Source organism: Massilia sp. AB1, assembly GCF_018119385.1.
Lineage (GTDB): Bacteria > Pseudomonadota > Gammaproteobacteria > Burkholderiales > Burkholderiaceae_D > Telluria.
Map to the genome: position 1 here is coordinate 52,013 of NZ_JAGKSG010000018.1, position 24,786 is coordinate 76,798.

Sequence of the window (24,786 nt, forward strand, 5' to 3'; positions counted from 1 at the left end):
CGCGGTGATCGTTATCGGCTCCGTCGCCATGCGCGATGATCTGGCCGCCAGCTATCACCGCGTGGACGGCATAGCCGTCCACCCTGCGCTTACTGCGCCAAGGAATATGTATTAATGACTGACCCTTTGATCCAGCCAATGAAATCACAACCAGATCGTTTCGCCCTGCCGTTCATCCGTCGCAGCCTGATCGGCGCAGCCGTGCTGGCCCTGTGCGCCGGTAACGCGCTGGCCGTCAACCCGTTCGTCGTCAAGGACATCCGGGTCGAGGGCATCCAGCGTACGGAAGCGGGCACCGTGTTCAGCTACCTGCCGGTGCGCGTGGGCGAGACCTTCGACGACGGCAAGGCGACCGCGGCGATCAAGGCCCTGTATGCGACCGGCTTCTTCAAGGACATCCGCCTGGAAGAAGAAAACGGCGTGCTGGTGGTGCTGGTCGAGGAACGTCCGGCGATCTCCACCGTCGATTTCACCGGCACCAAGGAATTCGAAAAGGACATGCTGGTCAAGGCGCTGAAGGAAATCGGCGTCGGCGAGACCAAGATCTTCGACAAGGCGTCGGTCGACCGCGCGGAGCAGGAGCTCAAGCGCCAGTACCTGTCGCACGGCCTGTACGGCGTCAAGATCACCACCACCGTCACCCCGATCGAACGCAACCGCGTGACGATCATGTTCAACGTCGACGAGGGCGACGTCGCCAAGATCAAGGGCATCAACATCGTCGGCAACAAGGCCTTCAGCGACAAGGAACTGCGCGAGCAGCTGCAGCTGTCGACCTCGGGCTGGTTCACCTGGTACTCCAAGGCCGACCAGTACTCCAAGCAGAAGCTGACCGGCGACCTGGAGACCATCAAGTCCTGGTACCTGAACCACGGCTACCTGGAAGCCAACGTGGAATCGACCCAGGTGTCGATCACCCCGGACAAGAAGGACATCTACCTCACCATCAACATCACCGAAGGCGAGAAGTACACCGTCAAGAGCGTGAAGCTGGAAGGCGAGATGTTCGGCCGCGAGGAAGAGCTCAAGCAGCTGATCCTGCTCCAGCCGGGCAAGACCTATTCGGGCGACCTGCAGGAAAACACCAACAAGCTGATCGCCGACCGCCTCGGCACCTTCGGCTACGCCTTCGCCAACGTGACGGCCAACCCGGAGATCGACCGCGAGAAGCGCGAAGTGGCCTTCACCTTCTTCGTCGATCCGGGCAAGCGCGCCTATGTGCGTCACATGAACATCTCGGGCAACACCGTGACCCGCGACGAAGTGATCCGCCGCGAATTCCGCCAGTTCGAAAGCTCGTGGTACGACGCCAACCGCGTCAAGCTCTCGCGCGACCGCGTCGACCGCCTCGGCTACTTCAAGGAAGTGAAGGTCGAGACGCCGGAGTCGCCGGGCACCTCGGACCAGGTGGACGTCAACATCGTGGTCGAAGAAAAGCCGACCGGTAACTTCATGATCGGCGGCGCGTTCTCGCAGGCCGAGAAGTTCACCTTCACGGCCTCGATCTCGCAGGCCAACTTCGCCGGTTCGGGCAACACCGTCGGCCTGGAACTGAACACCAGCAAGTACAACCGCACGATCGCGTTCTCGCAGACCAACCCGTACTTCACCGACGACGGCATTTCGCGCGCCTTCCAGCTCTACCTGCGCACCTCGCGTCCGCCGGCGCTGAACATCGGCTCCTACACCGTGCGCCAGACCGGCGGCAACCTGACCTTCGGCGTGCCGTTCTCGGAATCGGACACCGTCTACTTCGGCGCGGGCCTGGAGCGCACCCAGATCGAGACCGATACCACCTCGCCGGTCCTGTACCGCACCTTCGTGGCGCAGAACGGCGGCCCGTCGACCGGTGTCGGCAAGGCCACCACCAATGCGATCCCGCTGACCGCCGCCTGGGGCCGCGACACCCGCGACAGCGCGGTGACCCCGACCCGCGGCCGCTTCCAGCGCGCCAACCTCGAGATCGACGCCCTGGGCGACGCCAAGTACTACAGGGTGGTCTATGAGCATCAGTGGTACCGTCCGCTGACCCGCTGGATGACCCTGGCCCTGCGCGGCGAATTCGACTACGGCAAGGGCATCGGCGGCAACAGCTACCCGGTCTTCAAGAACTTCTACGCCGGCGGCATCGGCTCGGTGCGCGGCTACGAAAGCTCGTCGCTGGGCGTGGTCGACCCGACCTTCTACGACGCGGTCGGCGGTTCCAAGCGCGTGATCGGCAACGCGGAACTGCAGTTCCCGTTCCCGGGCAGCGGCACCGACCGCAGCCTGCGCTGGTTCACCTTCCTCGACGGCGGCCAGGTGTTCCAGGAAGAGGCCAAGATCCGTCCATCGGAATTCCGCTACTCGGCCGGTATCGGCCTGTCCTGGATTTCCCCGGTGGGCCCGCTCAAGTTGAGTTATGCTAAGCCTTTGAACGCCCTGCCGGGCGACCGCCTGGAACGCTTCCAGTTCCAGATGGGCACCGGCTTCTGACCAAGAGGCGCAAGGGCGTACCGAAAACCAGGATTGCGAGAGACTTATGCTGAAAAATCTGATTGCCTCGCTGCCGCGCGGACTCGTGATCGCCGCGCTGTGCGCCGCGCCGCTGGTCCAGGCGCAGGCCCAGGGGCAGGCCTACGGCTCCACCGGCCGCATCGGCTTCGTGTTCACCGAGCGCCTGATGACGGAATCGAAGATGGCCAAGGCGGCCGACGCCAAGCTGGCCGCCGAGTTCTCCAGCCGCCAGAAGACGGTCGAGGAAGCGGCGGAGCGCTTCAATGCGGCGCGCAAGAAGTTCGAGTCCGAGGCGAACAACCTGAGCGAGGGCGAACGCAACCGCCGTACGCGCGACCTGATCAACATGGAAGCCGACTGGAAGCGGATGCACAACCTGTTCCAGGAAGACCTCATGCAGCGCAAGAACGAAGAGCGCGCGGCGATCGCCCAGCGGGCCTACAAGCTGCTGGAGCAGGTCGCGGCCGAGGAAAGGCTGGACGCCGTGCTGGCCGAGGCGGCCTGGGTCAGCCCGCGCATCGACATCACGGACAAGATCCTCAAGCTGCTCGACGCTTCGAAGTGATGCCGGGCTGCGCACCGATTTGAATTTGTTTGACTAAGACAGGAAAGACCGAGATGGGCATTCGACTAGGCGATTTGGTCGAGCGCTTCGGCGGACAACTGGCGGGCGACCCGAACCTCGAGGTTCAAGCGATCGCTCCCCTGGACAGCGCCGGCGCTTCGCACATCAGCTTCCTCAGCAACAGCAAGCTGCGCGCACTGGCCGCGCAGAGCCAGGCGGCGGCCCTGATCCTGTCGCCGCTGGACGACCCGGCCGTGGCCGCGACCTATGAAGGCGCGCGCATCGTCACCACCAACCCCTACGCCTACTTCGCGCGCACCGCGCAGTACTTCGTCTCGCTGAGCGAAGCCGCACCAAGCCCGGGCGTGCATCCGAGCGCCGTGGTGGCTCCGGGCGCCGTGGTCGATCCCACGGCCCATGTCGGCGCCAACGTGACGATCGAGGAGGGCGCTGTGATCGGCGCCCATGCGGTGATCGACGCCGGCTGCTACATCGGGCGCGAAGCCGCGATCGGTGAGGGCACCCACTTCTTCGCCAACGTGACTTTCCATGCGCACTGCCGCATCGGCAAGCGCGGCATCGTGCATTCGGGCGCCGTGATCGGCACCGACGGCTTCGGCTTCGCCGTCGAAGGCGGCGTCTACATCAAGATCCCGCAGACCGGGCGCGTGCTGATCGGCGACGACGTCGACATCGGCGCCAATACCTGCATCGACCGCGGCGCGCTGGCCGACACCATCATCGAAGACGGCGTCAAGCTCGACAACCAGATCCAGATCGGCCACAACTGCCACATCGGCGCGCATACCGCGATGGCGGGCTGCGTGGGCGTGGCCGGCAGCGCGAAGATCGGCAAGCACTGCACCTTCGGCGGCGCCGCCATGGTGCTCGGCCACCTTGAGATCGTGGACAACGTCCATATCTCCTCGGGCAGCATGGTGTCGCGCTCGGTGCTCGAACCTGGCCAGTACACCGGCTTCTACCCGCTGGCCAAGAACGCGGAATGGGAACGCAGCGCCGCCATCGTGCGCAACCTGGGCGCGATGCGCGAGAAAATCCGTTCGCTTGAAAAAACAATCAAAACCCTGACAGAACAAAAATGACGACTGAATCCAAAATCCTCGACATCACCCAGATCAAGGAATACCTGCCGCACCGCTATCCGCTGCTGCTGGTCGACCGTGTCGTGGACTACGAACTGGGCAAGACCATCACCGCCATCAAGAACGTGACCGTCAACGAAGAATTCTTCAACGGCCACTTCCCGCACAAGCCGGTGATGCCGGGCGTGCTGATGGTCGAGGCGCTGGCCCAGACCGCGGCGATCCTGTCCTTCATGACCATGGGCGTGAAGCCGGACGAGAATTCGGTGGTCTACTTCGTCGGCATCGACGGCGTGCGCTTCAAGCGTCCGGTCGAGCCGGGCGACCAGCTCAAGATGGACGTCGAGATCCTGCGCACCTCGCGCGGCATCTGGAAGTACAAGGCGGTGGCCAGCGTCGACGGCAAGGTGGCCGTGGAAGCGGAACTGATGTGCACCATCCGCGCCAACGAATCTGCAGGACAGTAAGATGAGCAAGATCCATCCAAGCGCGATCGTCGATCCCAAGGCCGAGCTGGACAGCTCGGTCGAGGTCGGCCCGTATTCGATCATCGGCCCCAATGTGCGCATCGGCGCAGGCACGGTGGTGGGCCCGCACGTGGTCATCGAAGGCCACACGACGGTCGGCAAGGACAACAAGTTCTTCCAGTTCTGCTCCATCGGCGGCGCGCCGCAGGACAAGAAGTGGAAGGGCGAGCCGACCCGCCTGGAAATCGGCGACGGCAACACCATCCGCGAATTCGTCACCATGAACCTGGGCACCGCCCAGGATGAAGGCGTGACCCGCCTGGGCGACGACAACTGGATCTCGGCCTATGTCCACCTGGCGCACGACTGCCAGGTCGGCAGCCACACGATCTTCTCGAACAACGCCCAGCTGGCCGGCCACGTGCACGTGGGCGACCACGCCATCCTGTCGGGCTATGCGGGCGTGCACCAGTTCTGCAAGATCGGCGCCCACGCTTTCGTCGGCATGTACACCAGCCTGACCCAGGACGTGCCGCCCTTCGTGCTGGTCTCGGGCAACCCGGCCGGCGCGCGCGGCGTCAATATCGAAGGCCTGAAGCGCCGCGGCTTCACCCGCGAGCAGATCGACGGCATCCGCACCTCCTACAAGCTGATTTATCGTTCCAACCTGACCCTGGAAGAAGCCAAGGCCGCGCTGCTCGCCGAAGAATCGGCGGCAACCGGCGCCGCCGGCGACATCCGCGCCATGCGCGAATTCCTCGACACCGCCACCCGTGGCATCGTCCGCTAACTGTTCGCTGGCCCTGGTCGCCGGCGAGGCTTCCGGCGACATGCTGGCGGCGCGCCTGCTGGCCGGCCTGCGTCCGCACCTGCCGAACGCCCGTTTCCAGGGCATCGGCGGGCCGCGCATGATCGAGCAGGGAATGGTGAGCGACGTGCCGATGGAGACCCTGACGGTGCGCGGCCTGTTCGAGGTGATTCCGCGCTATCGCGAACTCAAGCGCATCCAGAACACCCTGCGCGACCGCCTGCTGGCGGAGCCGCCGGCCGCCTTCATCGGCGCCGACTATCCGGGCTTTAACCTCGGCCTGGAAGAGCAGCTGCGCGCGGGCGGCATCCCGACCATCCACTTCATCAGTCCCCAGATCTGGGCCTGGCGCGGCGGGCGGATCAAGAAGATCAAGCGCGCGGTCTCGCACATGCTCCTGATCTTCCCCTTCGAGGAAGCGATCTACCGCCAGGCCGGGGTGCCGGCCACCTACATCGGCCATCCGCTGGCCGAGATGATCCCCTTGAAGCCGGATGTCGCGGCGGCGCGCCGCCAGCTCGGGATCGCCGAGGATGCGCGCATGGTCACCGTCATGCCGGGCAGCCGCATGGCCGAGCTGAAGTACCTGGCCGAGCCTTTCGTGCGCGCGGCCGGGCTGCTGCACGCGCGCGACCCCAAGCTGGTCTTTGTCGTCCCGATGGCGGGCGAGCGCCAGCGCGCCTATTTCACCGAGATCGTGAACAAGGCCGGGCTGGGCGATGTGCCGCTGCAACTCGTCGACGGCGAGTCGCACGCGGCGATTGCGGCCGGCGATGCGGTGCTGGTAGCATCGGGGACAGCGACCCTGGAAGTGGCGCTGTTCAAGAAGCCGATGGTGATTGCCTACAAGGTCATGCGCGCCTCGTGGGAAATCATGCGGCACATGGGCTACCAGCCCTGGATCGGCCTGCCGAACATCCTGGCGCGCGAATTCGTGGTGCCGGAATACCTGCAGCACGCCGCCACGCCGGAAGCGCTGGCCGACGCCGTCTGGCGCCAGCTCGACGACCCGGCGGGCTGCGAGCGGCTGGCGCGGCGCTTTACCGACATGCACCACAGCCTGCTGCGCAACAGTGCGCAGGAGAGTGCGGAAGCGGTGCTCCGGGTGATCGGCATGCGCTGAGCGCAAGACGCTGAGTAGAAAGCGATGAGTAGAAAGAAAGTCAACCTGTATCCCGGCCTGCCGCCGCGGCTGCGCCCCTTCACCGACGCGGACATCGTCTGCGGCGTGGACGAGGCCGGGCGCGGCCCGCTGGCCGGCCCCGTGTATGCGGCCGCGGTCATTCTCGACCCCAGGCGCCCGATCGACGGCCTGCGCGACTCCAAGAAGCTGACCGAGGCGCGCCGCGACGAGCTCGCGCCCCTGATCAAGGAGCATGCGCTGGCCTGGGCGATCGCCGAGTGCTCGTGCGAAGAGATCGACAGCCTGAACATCCTGCACGCGACCATGCTGGCGATGCGCCGCGCGGTGGAAGCGCTGCAGACCCTGCCGACCATCGCCCTGATCGACGGCAACCGCTGTCCGACAATGGATGTGCGCGCGCACGCGGTGGTGGAAGGCGACGACAAAGTGCACGCCATCTCGGCCGCCTCGATCCTGGCCAAGACCGCGCGCGACGCCGAGCTGGTGCGCCTGCATGCGCTGTATCCGCAGTACGGCTTCGACCAGCACAAGGGCTACTCGACCCCGCTGCACCTGCAGCAGCTGCGCGCCCATGGTCCGTCGCCGGTGCACCGCCGCTCGTTTGCGCCGGTGCGCTCTCTGCTGCAGGCGGATTTCTTCGCCGAGCCCGAAGGCTTTCCTGCATGAAGACGATCACTTCACGCGACAACGCCTTCTACAAGGACCTCAAGCAGCTCGCCACCAGCTCCCAGGCCCGCCGCAAGGTCGGCCAGAGCCTGCTGGACGGCGTGCACCTGTGCCAGACCTGGCTCGACCTGCGGGGCGCACCCGACCACTGCGTGGTCTCGGAAGCCGCGCTGGGCAACCCGGAAGTGGCCGCTATCGTGGCCCGCTGCGACGACCTGCGCGCGCCGGTGACGGCGCTGCCGGACGCGCTGTTCAAAGCGGTCAGCCAGGTGGAGCACGGCGTGCACCTGGTGTTCGTGGTCGCCACCCCGCGCCCGTCCAAGCCGGCCGGCCTTGTGGACGCCAGCGTGCTGCTGGACGGCGTGCAGGATCCCGGCAATGTCGGCTCGATCCTGCGCAGCGCGGCGGCGAGCGGCATCAAGCAGGTGTACTGCAGCCCCGGCACGGCCTTCTGCTGGTCGCCCAAGGTGCTGCGCGCGGCCATGGGCGCCCACTTCGTGCTCGACATCTTCGAGAACGTCGAGCTCGCGGCGCTGGTGAAGGAGGCGAAGGTACCGGTGCTGGCCACCAGCGGCTACGCCAGCGAATCGCTGTACACGATGGACCTCGCGGCGCCGGTGGCCTGGGTGCTGGGGCATGAAGGGCAGGGCGTCTCGGGCGAGCTGCTGGAGCTGGCCACGCACCGGGTCGCCATTCCGCACGACGGCCAGGTGGAATCGCTGAACGTGGCCGCCTGCGCCGCGGTGTGCTTCTTCGAGCAGCTGCGGCAGCGCCGGCACGGCAGACAGGCATAGACGGCGGCGCGCGCTCGGGGTAATGTTGCACCTGAGGGTGGAACCGAGCTGAACTGGAGTAAGGATGGACATCGCGCATTTGCATTTTCTGGTGGCGGAAGCCGACACGGCGCAGCGCCGGACGCTGGTGGAGCTGCTCGGGCAGCTGGGGGCCAGTCAGGTGACGGACGTGCCCGACGGGCACATCGCCATGCAGAGCCTGGATCCGGCCCTGGGCCCGGCGGTGCACATCGCCGTCGTCGACCTGGCCTTGCCCGGGATGGATGGGCTGGAGCTGATCCGCAACCTGGGCACGGCCGGCTCGCCGGTGCGCCTGGTTGTCACCGGGGCCCAGCCGGCCGGCCTGCTGTTCTCGGTGGAGACCCTGGCCCAGGCCTATGGCGTGGACCTGCTGGGCACGATCTCCAAGCCGGTCACGGCGGCCAAGCTCAAGCCCCTGCTCGACAACTACGCGCCGCTGCCGAAGCACGATGCGCGCGCCGAAGGGCCGCGTTTTTCCTTCCAGGAGATCGGCATCGGCCTGCAGAAGCGCCAGTTCGAACCCTTCTTCCAGCCCAAGATCGAGCTCGCCACCGGCCAGGTGAAAGGCCTGGAAGCCTTTGCGCGCTGGCGCCATCCCGAGCACGGCGTGCTGGGGCCGACTTCCTTCATCGACGCGCTGGTCGAAAGCGGGCGGGTGGACTTCCTGGACTGGAGCATGATCGAGATGTCGGTGCAGCAGTGCCGCGTGTTCCACGACAAGGGCATCCCGATCTCGATCTCGCTGAACATTGCCCCCGAGACGCTGGGCCATCCCAACTTCGTGCGCCAGATCACGGGTTGCCTGAGCCGTCACAAGGTGATGCCGGACTACGTGACTTTCGAGATGAGCGAATCCTCGGTGCTGAACACCGACCCGCACTTCATCGAGCGCCTGGTGCGTCTGCGGATGATGGGTTTCGGCCTGGCGATCGACGACTACGGCACGGGCCGTTCCAACCTGCAGCTGCTGGCGCGCATCCCCTTCTCGGAATTGAAGATCGACCGCAGCTTCGTCGACGGCGCCTCCAAGCGCCGCCCGCTGGGTACGGTCCTGCGCTCCTGCCTGGGCCTGGCGCACAGCCTGGACCGCATGTCGGTCGCGGTCGGCGTCGAGACGCGCCAGGACTGGGACTTCCTGCAAGACCTGGGCTGCACCTACGCCCAGGGCTACCACATCGCCAACCCCATGGAAGCCGCCGCCTTCCCCGGCTGGCTCGAAGACTGGCGCCACTTCTTCTAAATAGGGTCAGAGTCGAATTGTTGGGAAATTCTCCAGAATTGCCAAACAATCCGACTCCGACCCCATTTGCCCATACTCCATTACCCCGACAATAAATCAGGGTCAGAGTCGAATTAAATGACAACATTGGGGAATTTCCCAACAATTCGACTCTGACCCTATTTATTTTTGCCGCATTAAAGCAGTCTCGTCAGGCTGGAAAATTCCTAGCCGGAATATAAGCCAAGCTCAAGGGCGCTTATCGCGCTAAGACCAGCCGAAATAAATTAGGGTCAGAGTCGAATTATTGGGAAATTTCTCAGAATTGCCAAAGAATTCGACTCCGACCCTCTTTGTTCAGGCTTCGCTTTTCTCATCAACAAGCAGGGTCGGAGTCGAATTGTTTGGCAACTTCGGGTAATTGCTCAACAATTCGACTCTGACCCCGGTGTTCCCCGCTGTTCAGGCGCGGAGCGGCTGGGGAGGGAGTTGCTGGGAGAGGGCGAGGCTCGCGGCTTCGTGGTCGAGGGGGCGGAAGAAGTAGTAGCCTTGCACGAAGTCGCTCCCCATCTCGCGCAGGATGTCGACCTCGGCGTTCGTTTCGACGCCTTCCGCCACCACGTCCAGCCCCAGCGCGCGCGCCAGCATGACCACCACGCCGGCGATCTCGCGCTTGTCGGCGTGGCTGTCCATCGCGCTCACGAAGGAACGGTCGATCTTCAGGGTGTCGATCGGCAGGCGCCGCAAATGGCTCAGCGACGAATAGCCGGTGCCGAAGTCGTCCAGGCTCAGGCGCACGCCCAGGGCCTTCAGCTGCTGGAAGATGGCCAGCGCATGCTCCGGGTCGGCCATCACCGCGCTTTCCGTCAGCTCCAGTTTCAGGCTGCCATGCGCAATGCCGGTGTCGGCCAGCACGCGCGTGACCATGTCCACCAGTTCGCCGTCGGTCAGCTGGATCGCGGACACGTTCACGCTCATGCTCAGCGAGCTTGAACCGGCGTCCTGCCAGGCGCGCAGTTGGCGGCAGGCCTGCTCCAGCACCCAGCCGCCGATCTGGCCGATCAGGCCCACTTCCTCGGCCACCGGAATGAATTCGACCGGCGAGATCATGCCGAGCACCGGATGGCGCCAGCGCAGCAGCGCTTCGAAGCCGCGGATCATGCCATCCTGCGGCGAGACGATCGGCTGGTACTGCAGGAAGAACTGCTGGCCCGGCAGCGCCAGGCGCAGTTCCGCCTCCAGGGTCAGGCGCCGCAGCGCGCCTTCCTGCATGGTCTGGTCGAACATCATCCAGCGCGCGCGCCCGTTCTGCTTGGCGTGGTACATCGCGATGTCGGCGTCGCGCAGCATCACCTGCACGTCGCTGTAGCCGCTCGAACTCATGGCGATGCCGATGCTGGCCGTCACATACACCTGGTGCTGCCCGATCTGCAGCGGCGCCGCCAGGGCCTTCAGGAGGCGCTCGGCGATGCGGATCGGCGTGGCGGCGTCGCTGACGCTGTCGATCAGGATGGTGAATTCGTCGCCGCCCAGGCGCGACACGACGTGGTGGTCGCCGCCAAGCGCGTCGCGCATCACCATGTCGCGCATGACCATATCCGTCTCGCGCAGGCAGGCCGTCAGGCGCCGCGCCGTGGCGACGATCACCTGGTCGCCCGCGCTGTGCCCCAGGCCGTCGTTGATCGCCTTGAACCGGTCCAGGTCCACGAACAGTACGGCGAACTGGTACTCGGGCATGCGTTTGGAGCGCATCAGGAAGTGCTCGAGCCGGTCGAGGAAGAGCTTGCGGTTGCCCAGCTCCGTCAGCGGATCGTGCAGGGCGTCGTGCAGCAGGCGTTCCTGGGCGCGCCGCCGTTCGATCACGCGTCCCAGCTGGGTGCCTACCTGGGCCATCAGGCGCAGCATGCCATCCGCCGGCGTCTGGCGCTCGAGCCCGAAGAATTCGAGCACGGCCACCACCTCGGTCCCGATCACCACCGGGAAGGCGAACAGCGAGGCCATGCCGACGTTCACCAGCACCGGCAGGCGCGGCAGGTCGGCGAGCGTCGCTTCGCCGACGTTGACCGTGGCCGGCGCCGCCGTGGCCAGCACCTTGCCCGGCAAACCGACCCCGCTCGTGAAGACACTGGCTTCGGTCTCCGCGCGCAAGCGGTCGAAACGTCCGCCGCCGTCGTCGTGCCAGACGGCCGTCGAATCGAGCGCCGCGTCGTGGGTGGTCACCAGCAGCAGGTGCCCCAGCGGCCAGCCGGTATAGCGGCACACCGCCTCCAGCGCGTGGCGCATCGCGTCTTCCACGCTGGCGGCTTCGTTGGATGCGACCGCGATGCTCTCCAGCAGGGCGATCTCCTGCTGGCGCTGGAACAGGTCGCGCAGGCCGCGCTCGGCGATGGCTTCCGCTTCCTGGCGCGCCGCGACCTCGCGCTTCAGGCGCCGCTGCAGGCGCGCGATCTCGGCGGCCGCGTCGACCTCGGATGCGCCGCCGGCGCCGGACATGGCTGCGTTCACTTGGCGAAGCGCACGTGGAACACGCACTTGTCGGCGTGTTCGTGCATGCACTGGGACTGGTGCACGTCGGCCTGCTCGCCGAAGTGCGAAGCCGCGCCCTGCATGAAGCCCTCGGCCAGCGCGCACAGCTTGCGCTGCGAGTTGTAGCCGATGACCAGGGTCTCGTTGCTGCTGGTGTCGAAGTCGAATACCGGCGGCGTGGCGCCCGGATAGAGCTTGCGCACTTCCGGGTGGATCAGGTTGTTGAGGGTCAGCAGGAAGCTGCGCGCGCTGGTGTGCGGCGCGAAGAAGCCCGGATAGCGCTGCACCAGGATGGGCATGGCGCGCCGTCCGAACCAGCGCAGCACGTCCTGGGGCGGAATGTTCAGCGCCGCCGAGGCCACTTCGACCAGGCGGAACACCTCGGCGTCGTCGTAGCTGCCGAGCGATGTATACGCGCCATCGAGCCCGGCGTCGTCGAGCAGGCGATCCCAGGTGGCCTCGCCGAACTCGGTCGTGACCGCTTCCTCGAGGAGATTGAAAACGATGCCTTTCATGGGATGCCTCTAAATCAATACGTGCACGAATTTTACACGTAGATTGCTTTTATATCTCAGAGGCAACACCAATTCGGCGAACCGGCACAGGTTCAAAACCGGAACACGTGGCATTCCGACCACACCTGTTGTCAATCGATCAGTATTCCCGGCGGTCGGGCTTGATCTCTTGCAGGATCGTGGTGGCGATTTCCTCGATCGACTTGGTGGTCGAGGACAGCCAGCGGATGCCTTCGCGCTTCATCATCGCTTCGGCCTCGTTGACCTCGTAGCGGCAGTTCTCGATCGACGCATATTTGCTGCCGGCGCGGCGCTCGTTCCGGATCTGCGACAGGCGCTCGGGCGTGATGGTCAGCCCGAACAGCTTGCTCTTGAACGGCGGCAGCGAGGAAGGCAGCTTGCCGCGTTCGAAGTCGTCCGGAATCAGGGGATAGTTGGCCGCCTTCAGGCCGTACTGCATCGCCAGATAGAGGCTGGTCGGGGTCTTGCCCGAGCGCGACACGCCCACCAGGATCACGTCCGCCTCGGCCAGGTTCTTGTGCGACTGGCCGTCGTCGTGCGCCAGCGAGAAGTTGATCGCCTCGATGCGGTTCTTGTATTCCTCGGTATCCACCGCGTTGTGGATACGCCCGATGGTATGGGTCGACTTGACGCCCAGTTCCTGCTCGAGCGGCGAGACGAAGGTCTGGAACAGGTCCATGTGCATGCCGTTCGCGGCCCGGATCACGCTCGACAGGTCGTGCTTCACCAGGGTCGAGAACACGATCGGCCGCTGGCCGTCGCGCGCGAAGCTTTCGTTGATGCGGCGCGCTGCGTCGTAGGCCTTGTCGATCGAGTCGATGAAGGGAATGCGGATCTGGCGGAAACGCATCTCGAACTGGCTCAGCACGGCATGGCCGAAGGTCTCCGCCGTGATGCCGGTGCCGTCGGAGACGAAGAACACGGTGCGCGACGAAGGGGTCAGGGAGGAGCGGATTTCTTCGGTCATGGGTCGGAACGCAGGTGGAAATGACTAACCAGGTGACAAGCATATAAGCTTATGTGCTGTACATCATCCGGTCACAGGTTAAAATGCTTGGCAACGGACATGCATTGTGCTGCACGGCGGACAGAATAACAAGAACACATCTCCGCTGCCCCGCACTTGCGCCAACAGGTTTCTATCATCAAGTAAGGGTGTTTTACCATGACTAACCTAGCAACTGGAGTGTTGAAGGAGCCTGACCAGGCGGGCCGCGCGGACAAGGTCTACGTGGCGTCGTTCGAGAACCTGCGCATGACCGACGTCGAGTCGGTCGGCGGCAAGAACGCCTCGCTCGGCGAGATGATCAGCCAGCTGGCCGGCGCCGGCGTGCGCGTGCCGGGCGGCTTCGCCACCACGGCGGACGCCTTCCGCGACTTCCTCAGCCATAGCGTCAATGGCGGACCGTCGCTCGCCGACCGCATCGCCACCCGCCTCGAAACGCTCGACGTCGACGACGTGCGCGCGCTGGCCGCAGCCGGCGCCGAGATCCGCCAGTGGATCATCGACACCCCGTTCCAGCCGCGCCTGGAGCAGGAGATCCGCGCCTTCTACGAGCGCCTGGTGGCCGGTTCGAGTACCGAAGTCTCGTTCGCCGTGCGTTCCTCGGCGACCGCCGAAGACCTGCCGGACGCCTCGTTCGCAGGCCAGCAGGAGAGCTTCCTGAACGTGGTCGGCATCGACAACGTGCTGGAAGCGATGAAGCACGTCTTCGCCTCGCTGTACAACGACCGCGCGATCTCCTACCGCGTGCACAAGGGCTTCACCCACGCCGAAGTCGCGCTGTCGGCCGGCGTGCAGCGCATGGTCCGTTCGGACCTGGGCTCATCGGGCGTGATGTTCACCATCGACACCGAATCGGGCTTCAAGGACGTGGTATTCGTGACCTCGAGCTACGGCCTGGGCGAGACCGTGGTGCAGGGCGCCGTCAATCCGGACGAATTCTACGTGCACAAGCCGATGCTCGCGCAGGGCAAGTCGCCGGTCATCCGCCGCAACATCGGCTCCAAGCTGATCAAGATGGAGTTCACCAGCGAGGCCAAGGCCGGCCGCTCGGTCAAGACCGTGGACGTACCGATCGAACTGCGCAACCGCTACTCGCTGCTCGACTCCGAAGTCGTCGAGCTGGCGAAGTACGCCGTCATCATCGAGAACCACTACGGCCGTCCGATGGACATCGAGTGGGGCAAGGACGGCCGCGACGGCCAGCTGTACATCCTGCAGGCGCGTCCGGAAACCGTGAAGTCGCAGGAAAAGGCGAGCGACGCCCAGCAGCGTTTCAAGCTCAAGGGCTCGGGCACCGTGCTGACTTCCGGCCGCGCGATCGGCCAGAAGATCGGCGCCGGCCCGGTGCGCGTCATCACCGACCCGTCGGAGATGGAACGCGTGCAGCCGGGCGACGTGCTGGTGGCCGACATGACCGACCCGAACTGGGAACCGGTCATGAAGCGCGCCGCCGCCATCGTCACCAACCGCGGCGGACGTACCTGCCACGCGGCGATCATCGCCCGTGAACTGGGCGTGCCGGCGGTCGTGGGCTGCGGCGACGCCACCGAGGCGCTGAAGGACGGCACCTTCGTGACCGTGTCCTGCGCCGAAGGCGACGAAGGCCGCATCTACGACGGCATCCTCGAAACCGAAGTGACCGAAGTCTCGCGCGGCGCGCTGCCGCCGCTCAAGACCAAGATCATGCTCAACGTCGGCAATCCGCAGCTGGCCTTCGACTTCCAGTCGGTGCCGAACGGCGGCGTCGGCCTGGCGCGCCTTGAGTTCATCATCAACAACAACATCGGCGTGCACCCGAAGGCCATCCTCGAGTACCCGAACATCGACGCCGACCTGAAGAAGGCGGTGGAGTCGGTGGCCCGCGGCCACGCTTCGCCGCGCGCCTTCTACGTCGACAAGCTGGCTGAAGGCGTGGCGACCATCGCCGCCGCCTTCTGGCCGAAGCCGGTCATCGTGCGTCTGTCGGACTTCAAGTCGAACGAGTACAAGAAGCTGATCGGCGGTTCGCGCTACGAGCCGGACGAAGAAAACCCGATGCTGGGCTTCCGCGGCGCCGCGCGCTACCTGGCCGAGGACTTCGCCGAGTCCTTCGAGATGGAATGCATGGCCATGAAGCGCGTGCGCGAAGAGATGGGCCTGACCAACGTCGAACTGATGGTCCCGTTCGTGCGTACCCTGGGCCAGGCCGAGGCGGTCGTGAACCTGCTGGCCAAGTACGGCCTGAAGCGCGGCGAGAACGGCCTGCGCCTGATCATGATGTGCGAGGTGCCGTCCAACGCCATCCTGGCCGAGCAGTTCCTGCAGTACTTCGACGGCTTCTCGATCGGCTCGAACGACCTGACCCAGCTGACCCTGGGCCTGGACCGCGACTCGGGCATGGAACTGCTGGCCAAGGACTTCGACGAGCGCGATCCGGCCGTGAAAGCCATGCTGTCGATGGCGATCAAGGCTTGCCGGGAGCAAGGCAAGTACATCGGCATCTGCGGCCAGGGCCCTTCGGACAATCCGGACTTCGCGGTCTGGCTGATGGAGCAGGGCATCGAGTCGATGTCGCTGAACCCGGACTCGGTGATCGATACCTGGCAGAAGCTGGCGTCGATGTAATCGAGGCCGTGCGATCGCAGGTGTATTGCTTCTAAGTAAGGCAAGTCTTCCCCAGTCGTGGCTGCAGGTGCTACACTGGGGAGAATGATTTCGTTGCCGCTTAGACCACTATCAAAACGACTCGCACGAATTCGCAAAACCCTCGCTACCCGTTTCGGGTGACGGGGGTTTTTTCATTTACAGCCCTGGAACGAGGAGACGCACATGTCCGACTGGACGATCTGGCTGATTGGCGCCGGCATCCTGGTGATTGCCGAGCTTTTCACCGGGACCTTCTACCTGCTCATGATCGCGCTGGGCCTGTGCGCCGGCGCGCTGGCGGCGCTGGCCGGCCTGAGCGGTCCGTTGCAGACGCTGGTTGCGGCCGCCGTCGGCGTCGCGGCCACCCTGGTGCTGCGCCGCAGCCGCTTCGGCAAGGCCGCACGCAAGGGGGACCAGGCAGCCAATGACCCCAACATGAACCTCGACATCGGCCAGCGCGTCAGCGTGCCGCAGTGGCAGGGAAGGCGCGCGCGCGTGATGTACCGCGGCGCGCTGTGGGACGTCGAGCTGCGCCCCGGCGCCTCGGACCAGCCGGGCGACTTCCGCATCGTCGAGGTGCACGGTAACCGCCTGATCGTCGCGGACGCATAAGACGAGCGAATACATCACACACAACAATAAGGGATGCCAATGGAAATGTTCAGCATGGTTGCGCTGGTGGTCTTCGGGATCGCCCTGGTCTTCGTCTTCAAGACGATCAACGTCGTGCCCCAGCAGCACGCTTGGGTGGTGGAACGCCTGGGCAAGTACCACGCCACCCTGGCGCCGGGCCTGAATATCGTCGTGCCCTTCATCGACCGCATCGCCTACAAGCACAGCCTGAAGGAGATTCCGCTCGACGTGCCGCCCCAGGTCTGCATCACGCGCGACAACACCCAGCTGCAGGTCGATGGCATCCTGTACTTCCAGGTGACCGACGCCATGCGCGCCTCCTACGGTTCCTCGAACTACATCCAGGCCATCACCCAGCTGGCCCAGACCACCTTGCGTTCGGTGATCGGCAAGATGGAGCTGGACAAGACCTTCGAGGAGCGCGACCACATCAACACCACCATCGTCAACGCGATCGACGAATCGGCCGCCAACTGGGGCGTGAAGGTCCTGCGCTACGAGATCAAGGACCTGACCCCGCCGGCCGAGATCCTGCACGCGATGCAGCGCCAGATCACGGCCGAACGCGAGAAGCGCGCCCTGATCGCGGCGTCGGAAGGACGCCGCCAGGAGCAGATCAACATCGCCAGCGGCGAGCGCGAGGCGGCCATTGCCCGTTCGGAAGGCGAGCGCCAGGCCGCCATCAACCGCGCCCAGGGCGATGCCAGCGCCATCGTCGCGCTGGCGGAGGCGAGCGCCTCGGCGCTGCGCCAGGTGGGCGCGGCGATCCGCGAGCCGGGCGGCATGGACGCCGTCAGCCTGCGCGTGGCCGAGCACTACGTCGACGCCTTCGGCAATCTGGCCAAGACCAACAACTCGCTGATCGTGCCGGCCAATATGGGCGACATGAGCAGCGTGATCGCCAGCGCCCTGCAGATCGTGAAGGCGCAAAAATGACGCGCGTGGTCGTCATCACCGGGGCTTCCGACGGCATCGGCGCCGAGATGGCGCGCCAGCTGGCGGCGAAGGAGGGCGCGGGCCTGGCCCTGGTGCTGGCGGCGCGCGGCGCCCCGCAGCTGGAGACCGTGGCCGGGCAATGCCAGGCGCTTGGCGCCCAGACGCTGGCGGTGCCGGCCGACGTGGGCCGGCAGGAAGACTGCCGTGCCCTGGTCGAGCAGGCCGTGGCCCGCTTCGGCCGCATCGACGTCCTCGTCAATAACGCGGGCCGCTCGGCGCACGCCTTGTTCGAGCAGGTCGAGGACCTGGGCTGGTACGAGGACCTGATGCGCGTGAACCTGTGGGGCAGCGTGTGGTGCACGCAGGCGGCGCTGCCGCACCTGAAGGCGGCGCGCGGCAGCATCGTGGCCGTGTCCTCGCTGGCGGGCCTGGTCGGCGTGCCGGGACGCACGGCCTACAGCGCGTCCAAATTTGCGATGACCGGCTTCTTCGAAGCGCTGCGCCTGGAACTCAAGGGCGCCTGTGTGAGCGTCACGACCGCCTATCCGGGCGTGGTGGCGACGCAGATTCGCTATCGCGGCTACAACGCCAAGGGAGAGGCGGCCGGTGTCAGCGGCCTGAAAGAGGAAGACGCCATGCCGGTGGAAGAGTGTGCGCGCCTGATCATCGACGGCATGGAAGGCCGCCGGCGCGAGGTCGTGATGACCACGAAAGGCAAGCTGGGGCGCCTACTCAAGCTGCTGGCCCCGGGCCTGGTCGAAAAAATGGCGCTGGCCGCCGTGAAAGACGAACAGCGCCCGCACTGATGCGGCAAACGCTAACTCAGAAGTCGACCGATCCCGACACCACGACGCTGCGCGGCGCGCCCAACACCAGGTAGCCGTAGCCCGGGTAGCCGCCTGCCGACGCCCAGTAGTTCTTGTCGGTGACGTTGTCGACACGCGCACGCAGGGTGACGTCGCGATCGAACAGGCGGGCGGTATAGTTGGCGCCGATGTCGAGGCGGGCCCAGGACGGCAGCTTCTGGGTGTTCGCCGCATCCGCATACTGGCCCGAGGTATAGACCGTGCGCGCATTCAGCGCCAGGCCCTGCACGCCAGGCACGTCCCAATCCACGCCCAGGTTCAGCTGGGTCTTCGGCACGCCGATCGCATCCTTGCCCTCGTTGACGCCGCCGGCGGTGCGGCGCTGTTCCGCGTCCAGCAGGGTCAGGCCGCCCAGCAGGCGCAGGCCGCGCAGCGGGCTGCCGAACACCGACACTTCCAGGCCGCGGTTGCGCTGCTCGCCATACACGCCGAAGCGGCGGTTCTCGATGTAGGCCGAAGGCTGGCTGGTGCTGAACAGGGCCGCGCTCAGGCCCAGGCGGCCGCCGTCGTATTTGACCCCGACTTCCTTCTGGCGCGAGACGAAGGGCGCGAACACTTCACCGACGTTGACGATGTCGATGCCCGAGGCCACCGGCCCCTTTTGCAGCGCCTCGCTGTAGTTCGCGTACAGCGACAGGTTCTTGGCCGGCTTGAAGACCAGGCCCGCCAGCGGCGTGTTCTCGCTCGCCTCGTAGGCCGAATACTGGACGCCGCTGTTGTAGTCGTAGCCGAAGTCCTCGATCTTCTGGTGGCGCAGGCCGACGCTCAGCAGCACGGTATCGTTGGCGAAGGACAGCGTATCGGCCAGCGCGTAGCTCGACAGGATGGTCTTGGCGGTCAGCAGCGGATTGCCCATGTCGCCGCCGGTGAAGAAGCGCGAGGAGGGCGCCACGGCTTCGGTGGGGCGATAGATATTGGCGGCGAAGCCCGCGAAGTCGCTCATGCCATAGGCGTTCTTCGATGCCGAATGGAAGCCGGATGCGGCCGCGCTCAGGCTGTGCTTGATGCCGCCGGTGCGCAGCTCTGCGCGCACGCCGGCCTCGCCGGTGCGCACCTTGTCTTCGCGTACGTTGTCGAAGCGGCTCATGGTGCCGTTGCCGTCGGCGGCGGTGACTGTCGGCGAGGAGATGATGTTGAATTCGTCGCCCTTGCGCATGCCGAAGGCCGCCCAGGCGGTCGCGCCGCCCGGCAGGTCGACTTCGCCGCGCACGGTGCCGAAGGTGTCGCGCTCTTCGGAGGTGGTCCAGGGCTGCGCGAAGTTGCGGTCGGCCTCGGGCGCCGCGATCATCGGCACACCCGCAGCCAGGGTCACGCTGGGGCGTGCGGCGGTGAGGGTATGGTCCTGGTGGCCGACGTCGGCCGACAGGCGGTAGCCGCGGCCGCGGTAATCCATGCCGATCGAGTACACGCTCAGCTCGCGGTTCTCGCGGTCGACCGCGGTGTCGCCGTCGCGGCGCACGGCATTGACGCGGATGCCGGAGCGGTTCTCGGCGCCGAAGCGGCGCGCCACGTCGGCGGCCACATAGGCCTGGCCGCCGCTTTCCACGCCCGCGGTAACGCGCGACAGCGGTGCGTTGGGCGCGCGCTTGGGCAGCAGGTTGACCGCGCCGCCGATGCCGCCGCCGCCCGGCGCGGCGCCGTTGATGAAGCTGTTCGCGCCGCGCAGCACTTCCACGCGCTCGAGCAGCTCGGAAGCCACGAACTGGCGCGGCAGCAGGCCGAACAGGCCGTTGTAGGCCAGGTCGTCCGAGTTCACCTGAAAGCCGCGGATCATGTACAGCTCCTGGTAGTTGCCGAAGCCGCGCGCCACGCGCACCGATGGATCGTTCTGCAGCACGTCGGCAACGCCGCGCGCCTGCTGGTCCTGGATCAGTTCCTGGGTGTAGTTGGTGGCGTTGAACGGCGCATCCATGATGTCCACGTTGCCCAGCAGGCCGAGGCGGCCGCCGCGCGCCACCTGGCCGCCTGCGTAGGCGGAGGGCAGGCCCTGGGCCGAGGCGTCGGCCGATGCGCTCACCACCACGGTGGCGATCGGCTGATCGGTGGATTCCTGGCCGTGCGCGGTGGAGATGGCGAGGAGGGCGGCGGCAAATGCCACCGGAGTGAGGCTGAAGCGGTGCGAACGCATGAGTGTTGCTCTTTTTCTAAATGAGAATGCTTATCATTTTAGCGCTAACGCTTGCTTCTGTAAATGAGAACCATTATTATTTGTCGACCTCATCCGACCGAATATTCATGTCCTCCGTTTCCCTGCGCCGCTGGAGCTGGATCCACAAGTGGAGCAGCCTGGTTTGCACCGTGTTCATGCTGCTGCTGTGCCTTACCGGCCTGCCGCTGATCTATCACCACGAAATCGGCCACCTGCTCGGCACCGACGTCGAAGCCCCGGCCATGCCGGCGGGCACCCCGCGCGGCAACATCGACGCGGTGCTCGCCTCGGCCAAGGAGTTGTATCCCAACAAGATCGCGATGTATATGTCGCAGGAAGCCGACGAGCCCGCGATCTGGAACGTCACGCTGGGCGACCACGCGAATGACGAGCACTACAGGCCGATCGCGGTGGACGCGCGCACCACGAAGGTGATCACCGAGCCGGCCTTCGAGGGCGGCGCCTTCATGTCGACCATGTTCCGCCTGCACGTGGACCTGTTCGCAGGCCTGTACGGCAAGCTGTTCCTGGGGCTCATGGGCCTGCTCCTGCTGGTGGCCATCGTGAGCGGCGCGGTGCTGTATTCGCCCTTCATGCGCAAGCTCGATTTCGGCGACGTGCGGCGCGGGCGCACCCCGCGCCTCAAGTGGCTGGACATCCACAACCTGCTCGGCATCGTGACCCTGGTCTGGGCCTTCGTGGTCGGCGCGACCGGCATGGTCAACACCTGGGCCGACGTGCTGCTCAAGGTCTGGCAGACCACCGAGATCGCCGAGATGCTCAAACCCTACGAGGGCAGTCCGCCGCCCACCAGGATGGCGTCGATCCACGACGCCATCCACCGCGCCGAGGCGGCCGAGCCGGGCATGAAGGTCGGCTTCGTGGCCTTCCCGGGCACGCCCTTCACCAGCTCGCACCATTACGGCATCTACATGCGCGGGGACGAGGCCTTCAGCTCGCGCCTGTACAAGCCGGTGCTGATCGATGCCGAGACCGGCGAGATCACCGACCGCCGCGAGCTGCCGTGGTACCTGACCGCGCTGCTGCTGTCGCAGCCGCTGCATTTCGGCGACTACGGCGGCCAGTGGATGAAATTCTTCTGGGCGATGCTGGACATCGCCACCATCGTCATCCTCGTCACGGGCCTGTACCTGTGGCTCAAGCGGGGCCGCGCCGCCAAAGCGGCCGCCCGCCAAGCAGTCAAGGCGCCGGAACGCGAGCTGCCCGCGCTCGTACGCAAGGAGGTTTCATGACCCGCAGCACCATGCAGATCTGGGGCGCGCCGCTGCTGCTCGCCGTCCTCACCATCGTCGGCCTGATCGCGGCCTTGCTCGGCGACGGCGTCTGGGACCTGGTGTCGGCCGTCGCACTTGGCGCGCCGGTCGCGGCAGGCGCCTGGTACAGCCTGCGCCGCCCTCGTTCCCGCGCGTAAGCCGGAACGCGCGCCGGAGCGTGCGCACGTTGGCCGGGGTCCCTGCTAAGCTGTATACTCGGCCCGGCAGGGCGCACATTGGGATGCGCCCGTTTTCATCCGAAAGGGCGCCATGTTCGCAGCAGTCGATCTCGGCTCCAACAGCTTCCGCCTGCATATCGGCGAGCCGGCGGGCGGCCGCATGCACATCGTGCGCACGGCGCGCGATCCGATCCGCCTGGCGGCGGGCCTCGACAGCGACAACATGCTGAGCGAGGCGGCCATGCGCACCGCCATCCGCTGCCTGGAAGACTTCCGCAAGATCCTCGGCGAATACCACCTGGACGCCGTGCGCGTGGTTGCCACCAACACCATGCGCGTGGCGCGCAACGCCGACGTGCTGCTGCCGCTGGCCGAGCAGGCCATCGGCTATCCGATCGAGATCATCTCCGGCGAGGAAGAGGGCCGCCTGATCTACATGGGCGTGTCGCGCGCCATCGACAAGCCGGACGAGCGCCGCATCGTGGTGGACATCGGCGGCGGCTCCACCGAAGTCATTACCGGCACCGGCGCCGAGATCACCCTGGTCGAGTCTTTCGGTATCGGCACCCATCCCCAGACGGCGGCCTATTTCGCCGACGGCCGCATCAACGCGCGCGCGTTCGATGCCGCCGTCACGGCCGCGCGGGCCCGCTTCGAGGACGCCGCCGCCCAGTACCACGCCCAGGGCTGGGACGCCGCCTACGGCTCCTCCGGCACCATGCGCGCGATCTCCGAGGTCATCGACCGCAACACCATCGGCGACGGCACGGTGTCGCAGGCCAGCCTGCATGCGCTGCGCGACATCCTGCTTGAACTGGGCCACGTCGACGCCTTCAGCCTGCCGGGCGTAAAAAAAGAACGGGTGCCCGTCATGGTCGGAGGGCTGACGGTGCTGATCGGCGTGATGCAGGAACTGAAGATTCCACGCCTGACCGCTATCAACGCCGGCCTGCGCCTGGGCGTGCTGTCCGACCTGGAGCTGCGCGCCAATCACCGCGACCGGCGCGACGCCGCCATCCGCGCCTGCCTGCGCCGCTTCGACGTCGATCCCCAGCGCGCGATGCGCACCGCAGGCATCGCTGCGGCGATGTACGAGCGGCTGCAGCCGCAGGGCGACAACCTGCATCACTACCTGGCCTGGAGCAGCATGCTGCATGAGGTGGGCCTGGCCGTGTCGATGACTGGGGCGCACAAGCATGGCGCCTACATTGTCGAGAACGCGGACCTGGCGGGCTTCACCACCCGCGAACAGCGCCTGATGAGCACCCTGGTGCTGGGGCAGAAGGGCAACCTGCGCAAGATCCGCGAATCGCTCGGCGAACCCGACCTGGCCAAGGCGGTGCTGGCGCTGCGCCTGGCCGTGGTGTTCATGCATGCGCGCGCGGACGAGGACCTGGCGGGCCTGAGGCTGCGGCTGAAGGGGCGGGTCGAGATCGAGCTGCCGCCGGACCTGCTGGCGAAGCATCCGACCCTGGCGCCCTGGTTCGAGAAGGAAGAGGGGTTCTGGAACGAGATCGGCTTGCCGTTCCAGGTGCGGTGAGCAGGGCGAGGAGGCAGCCATGAAATGGATCGCAGCCTTCCTCGTTTCCCTCGCGCTGGGCGGCTGTGCGTCGGCACCGGCGGTTTCGGACGACGCGGTAGCGGCCCTGATGCGGCGCGAACAGATCCAGGGTCTCGCGCTTGCCGTCATCGAGGACGGCAAGGTCGTGAAGCTCGCCAGCTACGGCAAGCGCAATGTCGAACGCAATCTGCCGCTTGAAACCGGCACGATCATGTACGGCGCCTCGCTCACCAAGAGTGCGTTCGCCTACATGGTGCTGCAGCTGGTCGACGAGGGACGGCTGGACCTCGACACGCCGGTTACCCGGCTGCTGCCGAAACCTTTGCCCGAGTACCGCAACCAGCGCACCGACTACGCGCCCCTCGCCGGCGACGAACGCTGGCGCAAGCTCACGCCGCGCATCCTGCTCACCCACAGCGGCGGCTTCGCCAACTTCAGCTGGCTCGAGCCCGACGAGAAGATCCGCATCCATTTCGATCCGGGTAGCCGCTATGCCTATTCGGGCGAGGGCATTTACCTGCTCCAGTACATCCTCGAGGAGGGGCTCGGGCTGGACGTGGCGCAGGAGATGCAGAGACGGATTTTCGACCGCTTCGGCATGGCCAACACCAGCATGCGCTGGCGGCCGGACTTCGCGGCGAACCTGGCGGATGGGTATACGATCGACGGGAAGATGGAGCCGCACGACGAGCGCAGCAAGGTGAGCGCGGCGGGGTCGATGGACACGACGATCGCCGACCAGGCGCGCTTCTGGGCGGCCGTCCAGCGCGGCGAAGGCTTGAGCGCGCGTATGCGGGCGGAGCTGGTGCGGCCGCAGCTGCCTATCCGGTCGCGCAGCCAGTTTCCGACCCTGGTTCCGGAGGCAGGGGCGCCGCACGAGGGGATCGCGGCGGGACTGGGGCTGGTGAGCTTCCAGGACCGCAGCGGGCTGGGGTGGTTCAAGGGCGGGCACAATGACAGTACCGGGAATATGGTGGTGTGCCTGGAGGCGCGCAGGCGTTGCGTGGTGCTGCTGGCGAACGACGTGCGGGCCGAGCGTATCTTTCCGGAGCTGGTGCGCATGGTGCTGGGTGAGAACGACATGCCATGGCGTTGGGAGTATGGCGACAAGACGCCTCAGCGCTGAAAGCGCTCAGTTAGCCCATACCCGTCGTTCCGGGACTCGGCGTCCCCCTCGGCCGGAACCCAAGTTTAGCGTCACGATAACGCTGG

21 protein-coding genes are annotated in these 24,786 nt (G+C 66.0%); 17 read left to right on the plus strand and 4 right to left on the minus strand.

What is annotated here, in order from left to right; translation table 11 throughout:
• The first annotated feature begins 138 nt into the window (after window positions 1-138).
• From bamA to J8847_RS12400, 9 genes are all read left to right on the plus strand, one after another.
• Window positions 139-2,475, plus strand: a complete 2,337-nt coding sequence (bamA, locus tag J8847_RS12360) for an outer membrane protein assembly factor BamA (protein ID WP_211525011.1) — start codon at window positions 139-141, stop codon at window positions 2,473-2,475.
• Window positions 2,476-2,521: 46 nt separating this feature from the next.
• A complete protein-coding gene (locus tag J8847_RS12365; RefSeq protein WP_211525012.1) occupies window positions 2,522-3,061 on the plus strand; it encodes an OmpH family outer membrane protein in 540 nt (179 codons plus the stop codon).
• A 53-nt stretch (window positions 3,062-3,114) separates the two neighbouring features.
• Complete coding sequence (lpxD, locus tag J8847_RS12370; protein WP_211525013.1) at window positions 3,115-4,164, plus strand: UDP-3-O-(3-hydroxymyristoyl)glucosamine N-acyltransferase; 1,050 nt, start codon at window positions 3,115-3,117, stop codon at window positions 4,162-4,164.
• The gene (gene fabZ, locus J8847_RS12375; protein ID WP_211525014.1) at window positions 4,161-4,631 is read left to right on the plus strand and encodes a 3-hydroxyacyl-ACP dehydratase FabZ; all 471 of its coding nucleotides are present in this window, start codon (window positions 4,161-4,163) and stop codon (window positions 4,629-4,631) included. The genes lpxD and fabZ overlap by 4 nt, the downstream gene beginning before the upstream one ends.
• Window position 4,632: 1 nt before the next feature.
• Window positions 4,633-5,421 (plus strand): acyl-ACP--UDP-N-acetylglucosamine O-acyltransferase, encoded by a 789-nt coding sequence (lpxA, locus tag J8847_RS12380; RefSeq protein WP_211525015.1) that lies wholly within the window; start codon window positions 4,633-4,635, stop codon window positions 5,419-5,421.
• Window positions 5,405-6,562, plus strand: coding sequence for a lipid-A-disaccharide synthase (lpxB, locus tag J8847_RS12385; protein WP_211525016.1), 1,158 nt, complete (start codon window positions 5,405-5,407; stop codon window positions 6,560-6,562). Before lpxA ends, lpxB begins: the two co-directional genes overlap by 17 nt.
• Before the next feature lie 24 nt (window positions 6,563-6,586).
• Entirely contained in the window at window positions 6,587-7,249 is a 663-nt protein-coding gene (gene rnhB, locus J8847_RS12390) for a ribonuclease HII (protein WP_211525017.1), read from the plus strand.
• Window positions 7,246-8,043, plus strand: coding sequence for an RNA methyltransferase (locus J8847_RS12395; RefSeq protein ID WP_211525018.1), 798 nt, complete (start codon window positions 7,246-7,248; stop codon window positions 8,041-8,043). Before rnhB ends, J8847_RS12395 begins: the two co-directional genes overlap by 4 nt.
• A gap of 64 nt (window positions 8,044-8,107) precedes the next feature.
• Complete coding sequence (locus J8847_RS12400; protein WP_211525019.1) at window positions 8,108-9,304, plus strand: EAL domain-containing protein; 1,197 nt, start codon at window positions 8,108-8,110, stop codon at window positions 9,302-9,304.
• A 441-nt stretch (window positions 9,305-9,745) separates the two neighbouring features.
• Here the strand turns inward: J8847_RS12400 and J8847_RS12405 are convergent, their stop codons facing one another.
• The 3 genes from J8847_RS12405 to J8847_RS12415 all read right to left on the minus strand — a co-directional run bounded on the left by J8847_RS12405 (window position 9,746) and on the right by J8847_RS12415 (window position 13,312).
• Complete coding sequence (locus J8847_RS12405) at window positions 9,746-11,776, minus strand: bifunctional diguanylate cyclase/phosphodiesterase (protein ID WP_211525020.1); 2,031 nt, start codon at window positions 11,774-11,776, stop codon at window positions 9,746-9,748.
• A gap of 8 nt (window positions 11,777-11,784) precedes the next feature.
• Window positions 11,785-12,324 carry a heme NO-binding domain-containing protein gene (locus J8847_RS12410; protein ID WP_211525021.1) on the minus strand — a complete coding sequence of 180 codons (540 nt, stop codon included), beginning with the start codon at window positions 12,322-12,324 and terminating at the stop codon, window positions 11,785-11,787.
• A gap of 139 nt (window positions 12,325-12,463) precedes the next feature.
• Window positions 12,464-13,312, minus strand: a complete 849-nt coding sequence (locus J8847_RS12415) for a pyruvate, water dikinase regulatory protein (RefSeq protein ID WP_211525022.1) — start codon at window positions 13,310-13,312, stop codon at window positions 12,464-12,466.
• Window positions 13,313-13,510: 198 nt separating this feature from the next.
• On the opposite strand from J8847_RS12415, the gene ppsA reads away from it, so the two are divergent.
• From ppsA to J8847_RS12435, 4 genes are all read left to right on the plus strand, one after another.
• A complete protein-coding gene (gene ppsA / locus J8847_RS12420) occupies window positions 13,511-15,955 on the plus strand; it encodes a phosphoenolpyruvate synthase (protein ID WP_211525023.1) in 2,445 nt (814 codons plus the stop codon).
• A 204-nt stretch (window positions 15,956-16,159) separates the two neighbouring features.
• Window positions 16,160-16,588 (plus strand): NfeD family protein, encoded by a 429-nt coding sequence (locus J8847_RS12425; protein ID WP_211525024.1) that lies wholly within the window; start codon window positions 16,160-16,162, stop codon window positions 16,586-16,588.
• A 45-nt stretch (window positions 16,589-16,633) separates the two neighbouring features.
• Window positions 16,634-17,545, plus strand: a complete 912-nt coding sequence (locus tag J8847_RS12430) for an SPFH domain-containing protein (protein ID WP_373888796.1) — start codon at window positions 16,634-16,636, stop codon at window positions 17,543-17,545.
• Window positions 17,542-18,351, plus strand: a complete 810-nt coding sequence (locus J8847_RS12435) for an SDR family oxidoreductase (protein ID WP_211525026.1) — start codon at window positions 17,542-17,544, stop codon at window positions 18,349-18,351. The genes J8847_RS12430 and J8847_RS12435 overlap by 4 nt, the downstream gene beginning before the upstream one ends.
• 16 nt (window positions 18,352-18,367) lie before the next feature.
• On the opposite strand, the gene J8847_RS12440 is transcribed toward J8847_RS12435, so the two are convergent.
• Window positions 18,368-20,539: a TonB-dependent siderophore receptor gene (locus J8847_RS12440; protein WP_211525027.1), complete on the minus strand. Its 2,172-nt coding sequence runs from the start codon at window positions 20,537-20,539 to the stop codon at window positions 18,368-18,370.
• A gap of 107 nt (window positions 20,540-20,646) precedes the next feature.
• On the opposite strand from J8847_RS12440, the gene J8847_RS12445 reads away from it, so the two are divergent.
• The 4 genes from J8847_RS12445 (at window position 20,647) to J8847_RS12460 (ending at window position 24,700) form a co-directional block, all read left to right on the plus strand.
• Window positions 20,647-21,813 carry a PepSY domain-containing protein gene (locus J8847_RS12445; RefSeq protein WP_211525028.1) on the plus strand — a complete coding sequence of 389 codons (1,167 nt, stop codon included), beginning with the start codon at window positions 20,647-20,649 and terminating at the stop codon, window positions 21,811-21,813.
• Entirely contained in the window at window positions 21,810-21,992 is a 183-nt protein-coding gene (locus J8847_RS12450; protein WP_211525029.1) for a hypothetical protein, read from the plus strand. The genes J8847_RS12445 and J8847_RS12450 overlap by 4 nt, the downstream gene beginning before the upstream one ends.
• A gap of 112 nt (window positions 21,993-22,104) precedes the next feature.
• Window positions 22,105-23,553 carry a Ppx/GppA phosphatase family protein gene (locus J8847_RS12455; protein ID WP_211525030.1) on the plus strand — a complete coding sequence of 483 codons (1,449 nt, stop codon included), beginning with the start codon at window positions 22,105-22,107 and terminating at the stop codon, window positions 23,551-23,553.
• Between the two features lie 19 nt (window positions 23,554-23,572).
• Entirely contained in the window at window positions 23,573-24,700 is a 1,128-nt protein-coding gene (locus J8847_RS12460) for a serine hydrolase (protein ID WP_211525031.1), read from the plus strand.
• Window positions 24,701-24,786 lie beyond the last annotated feature (86 nt).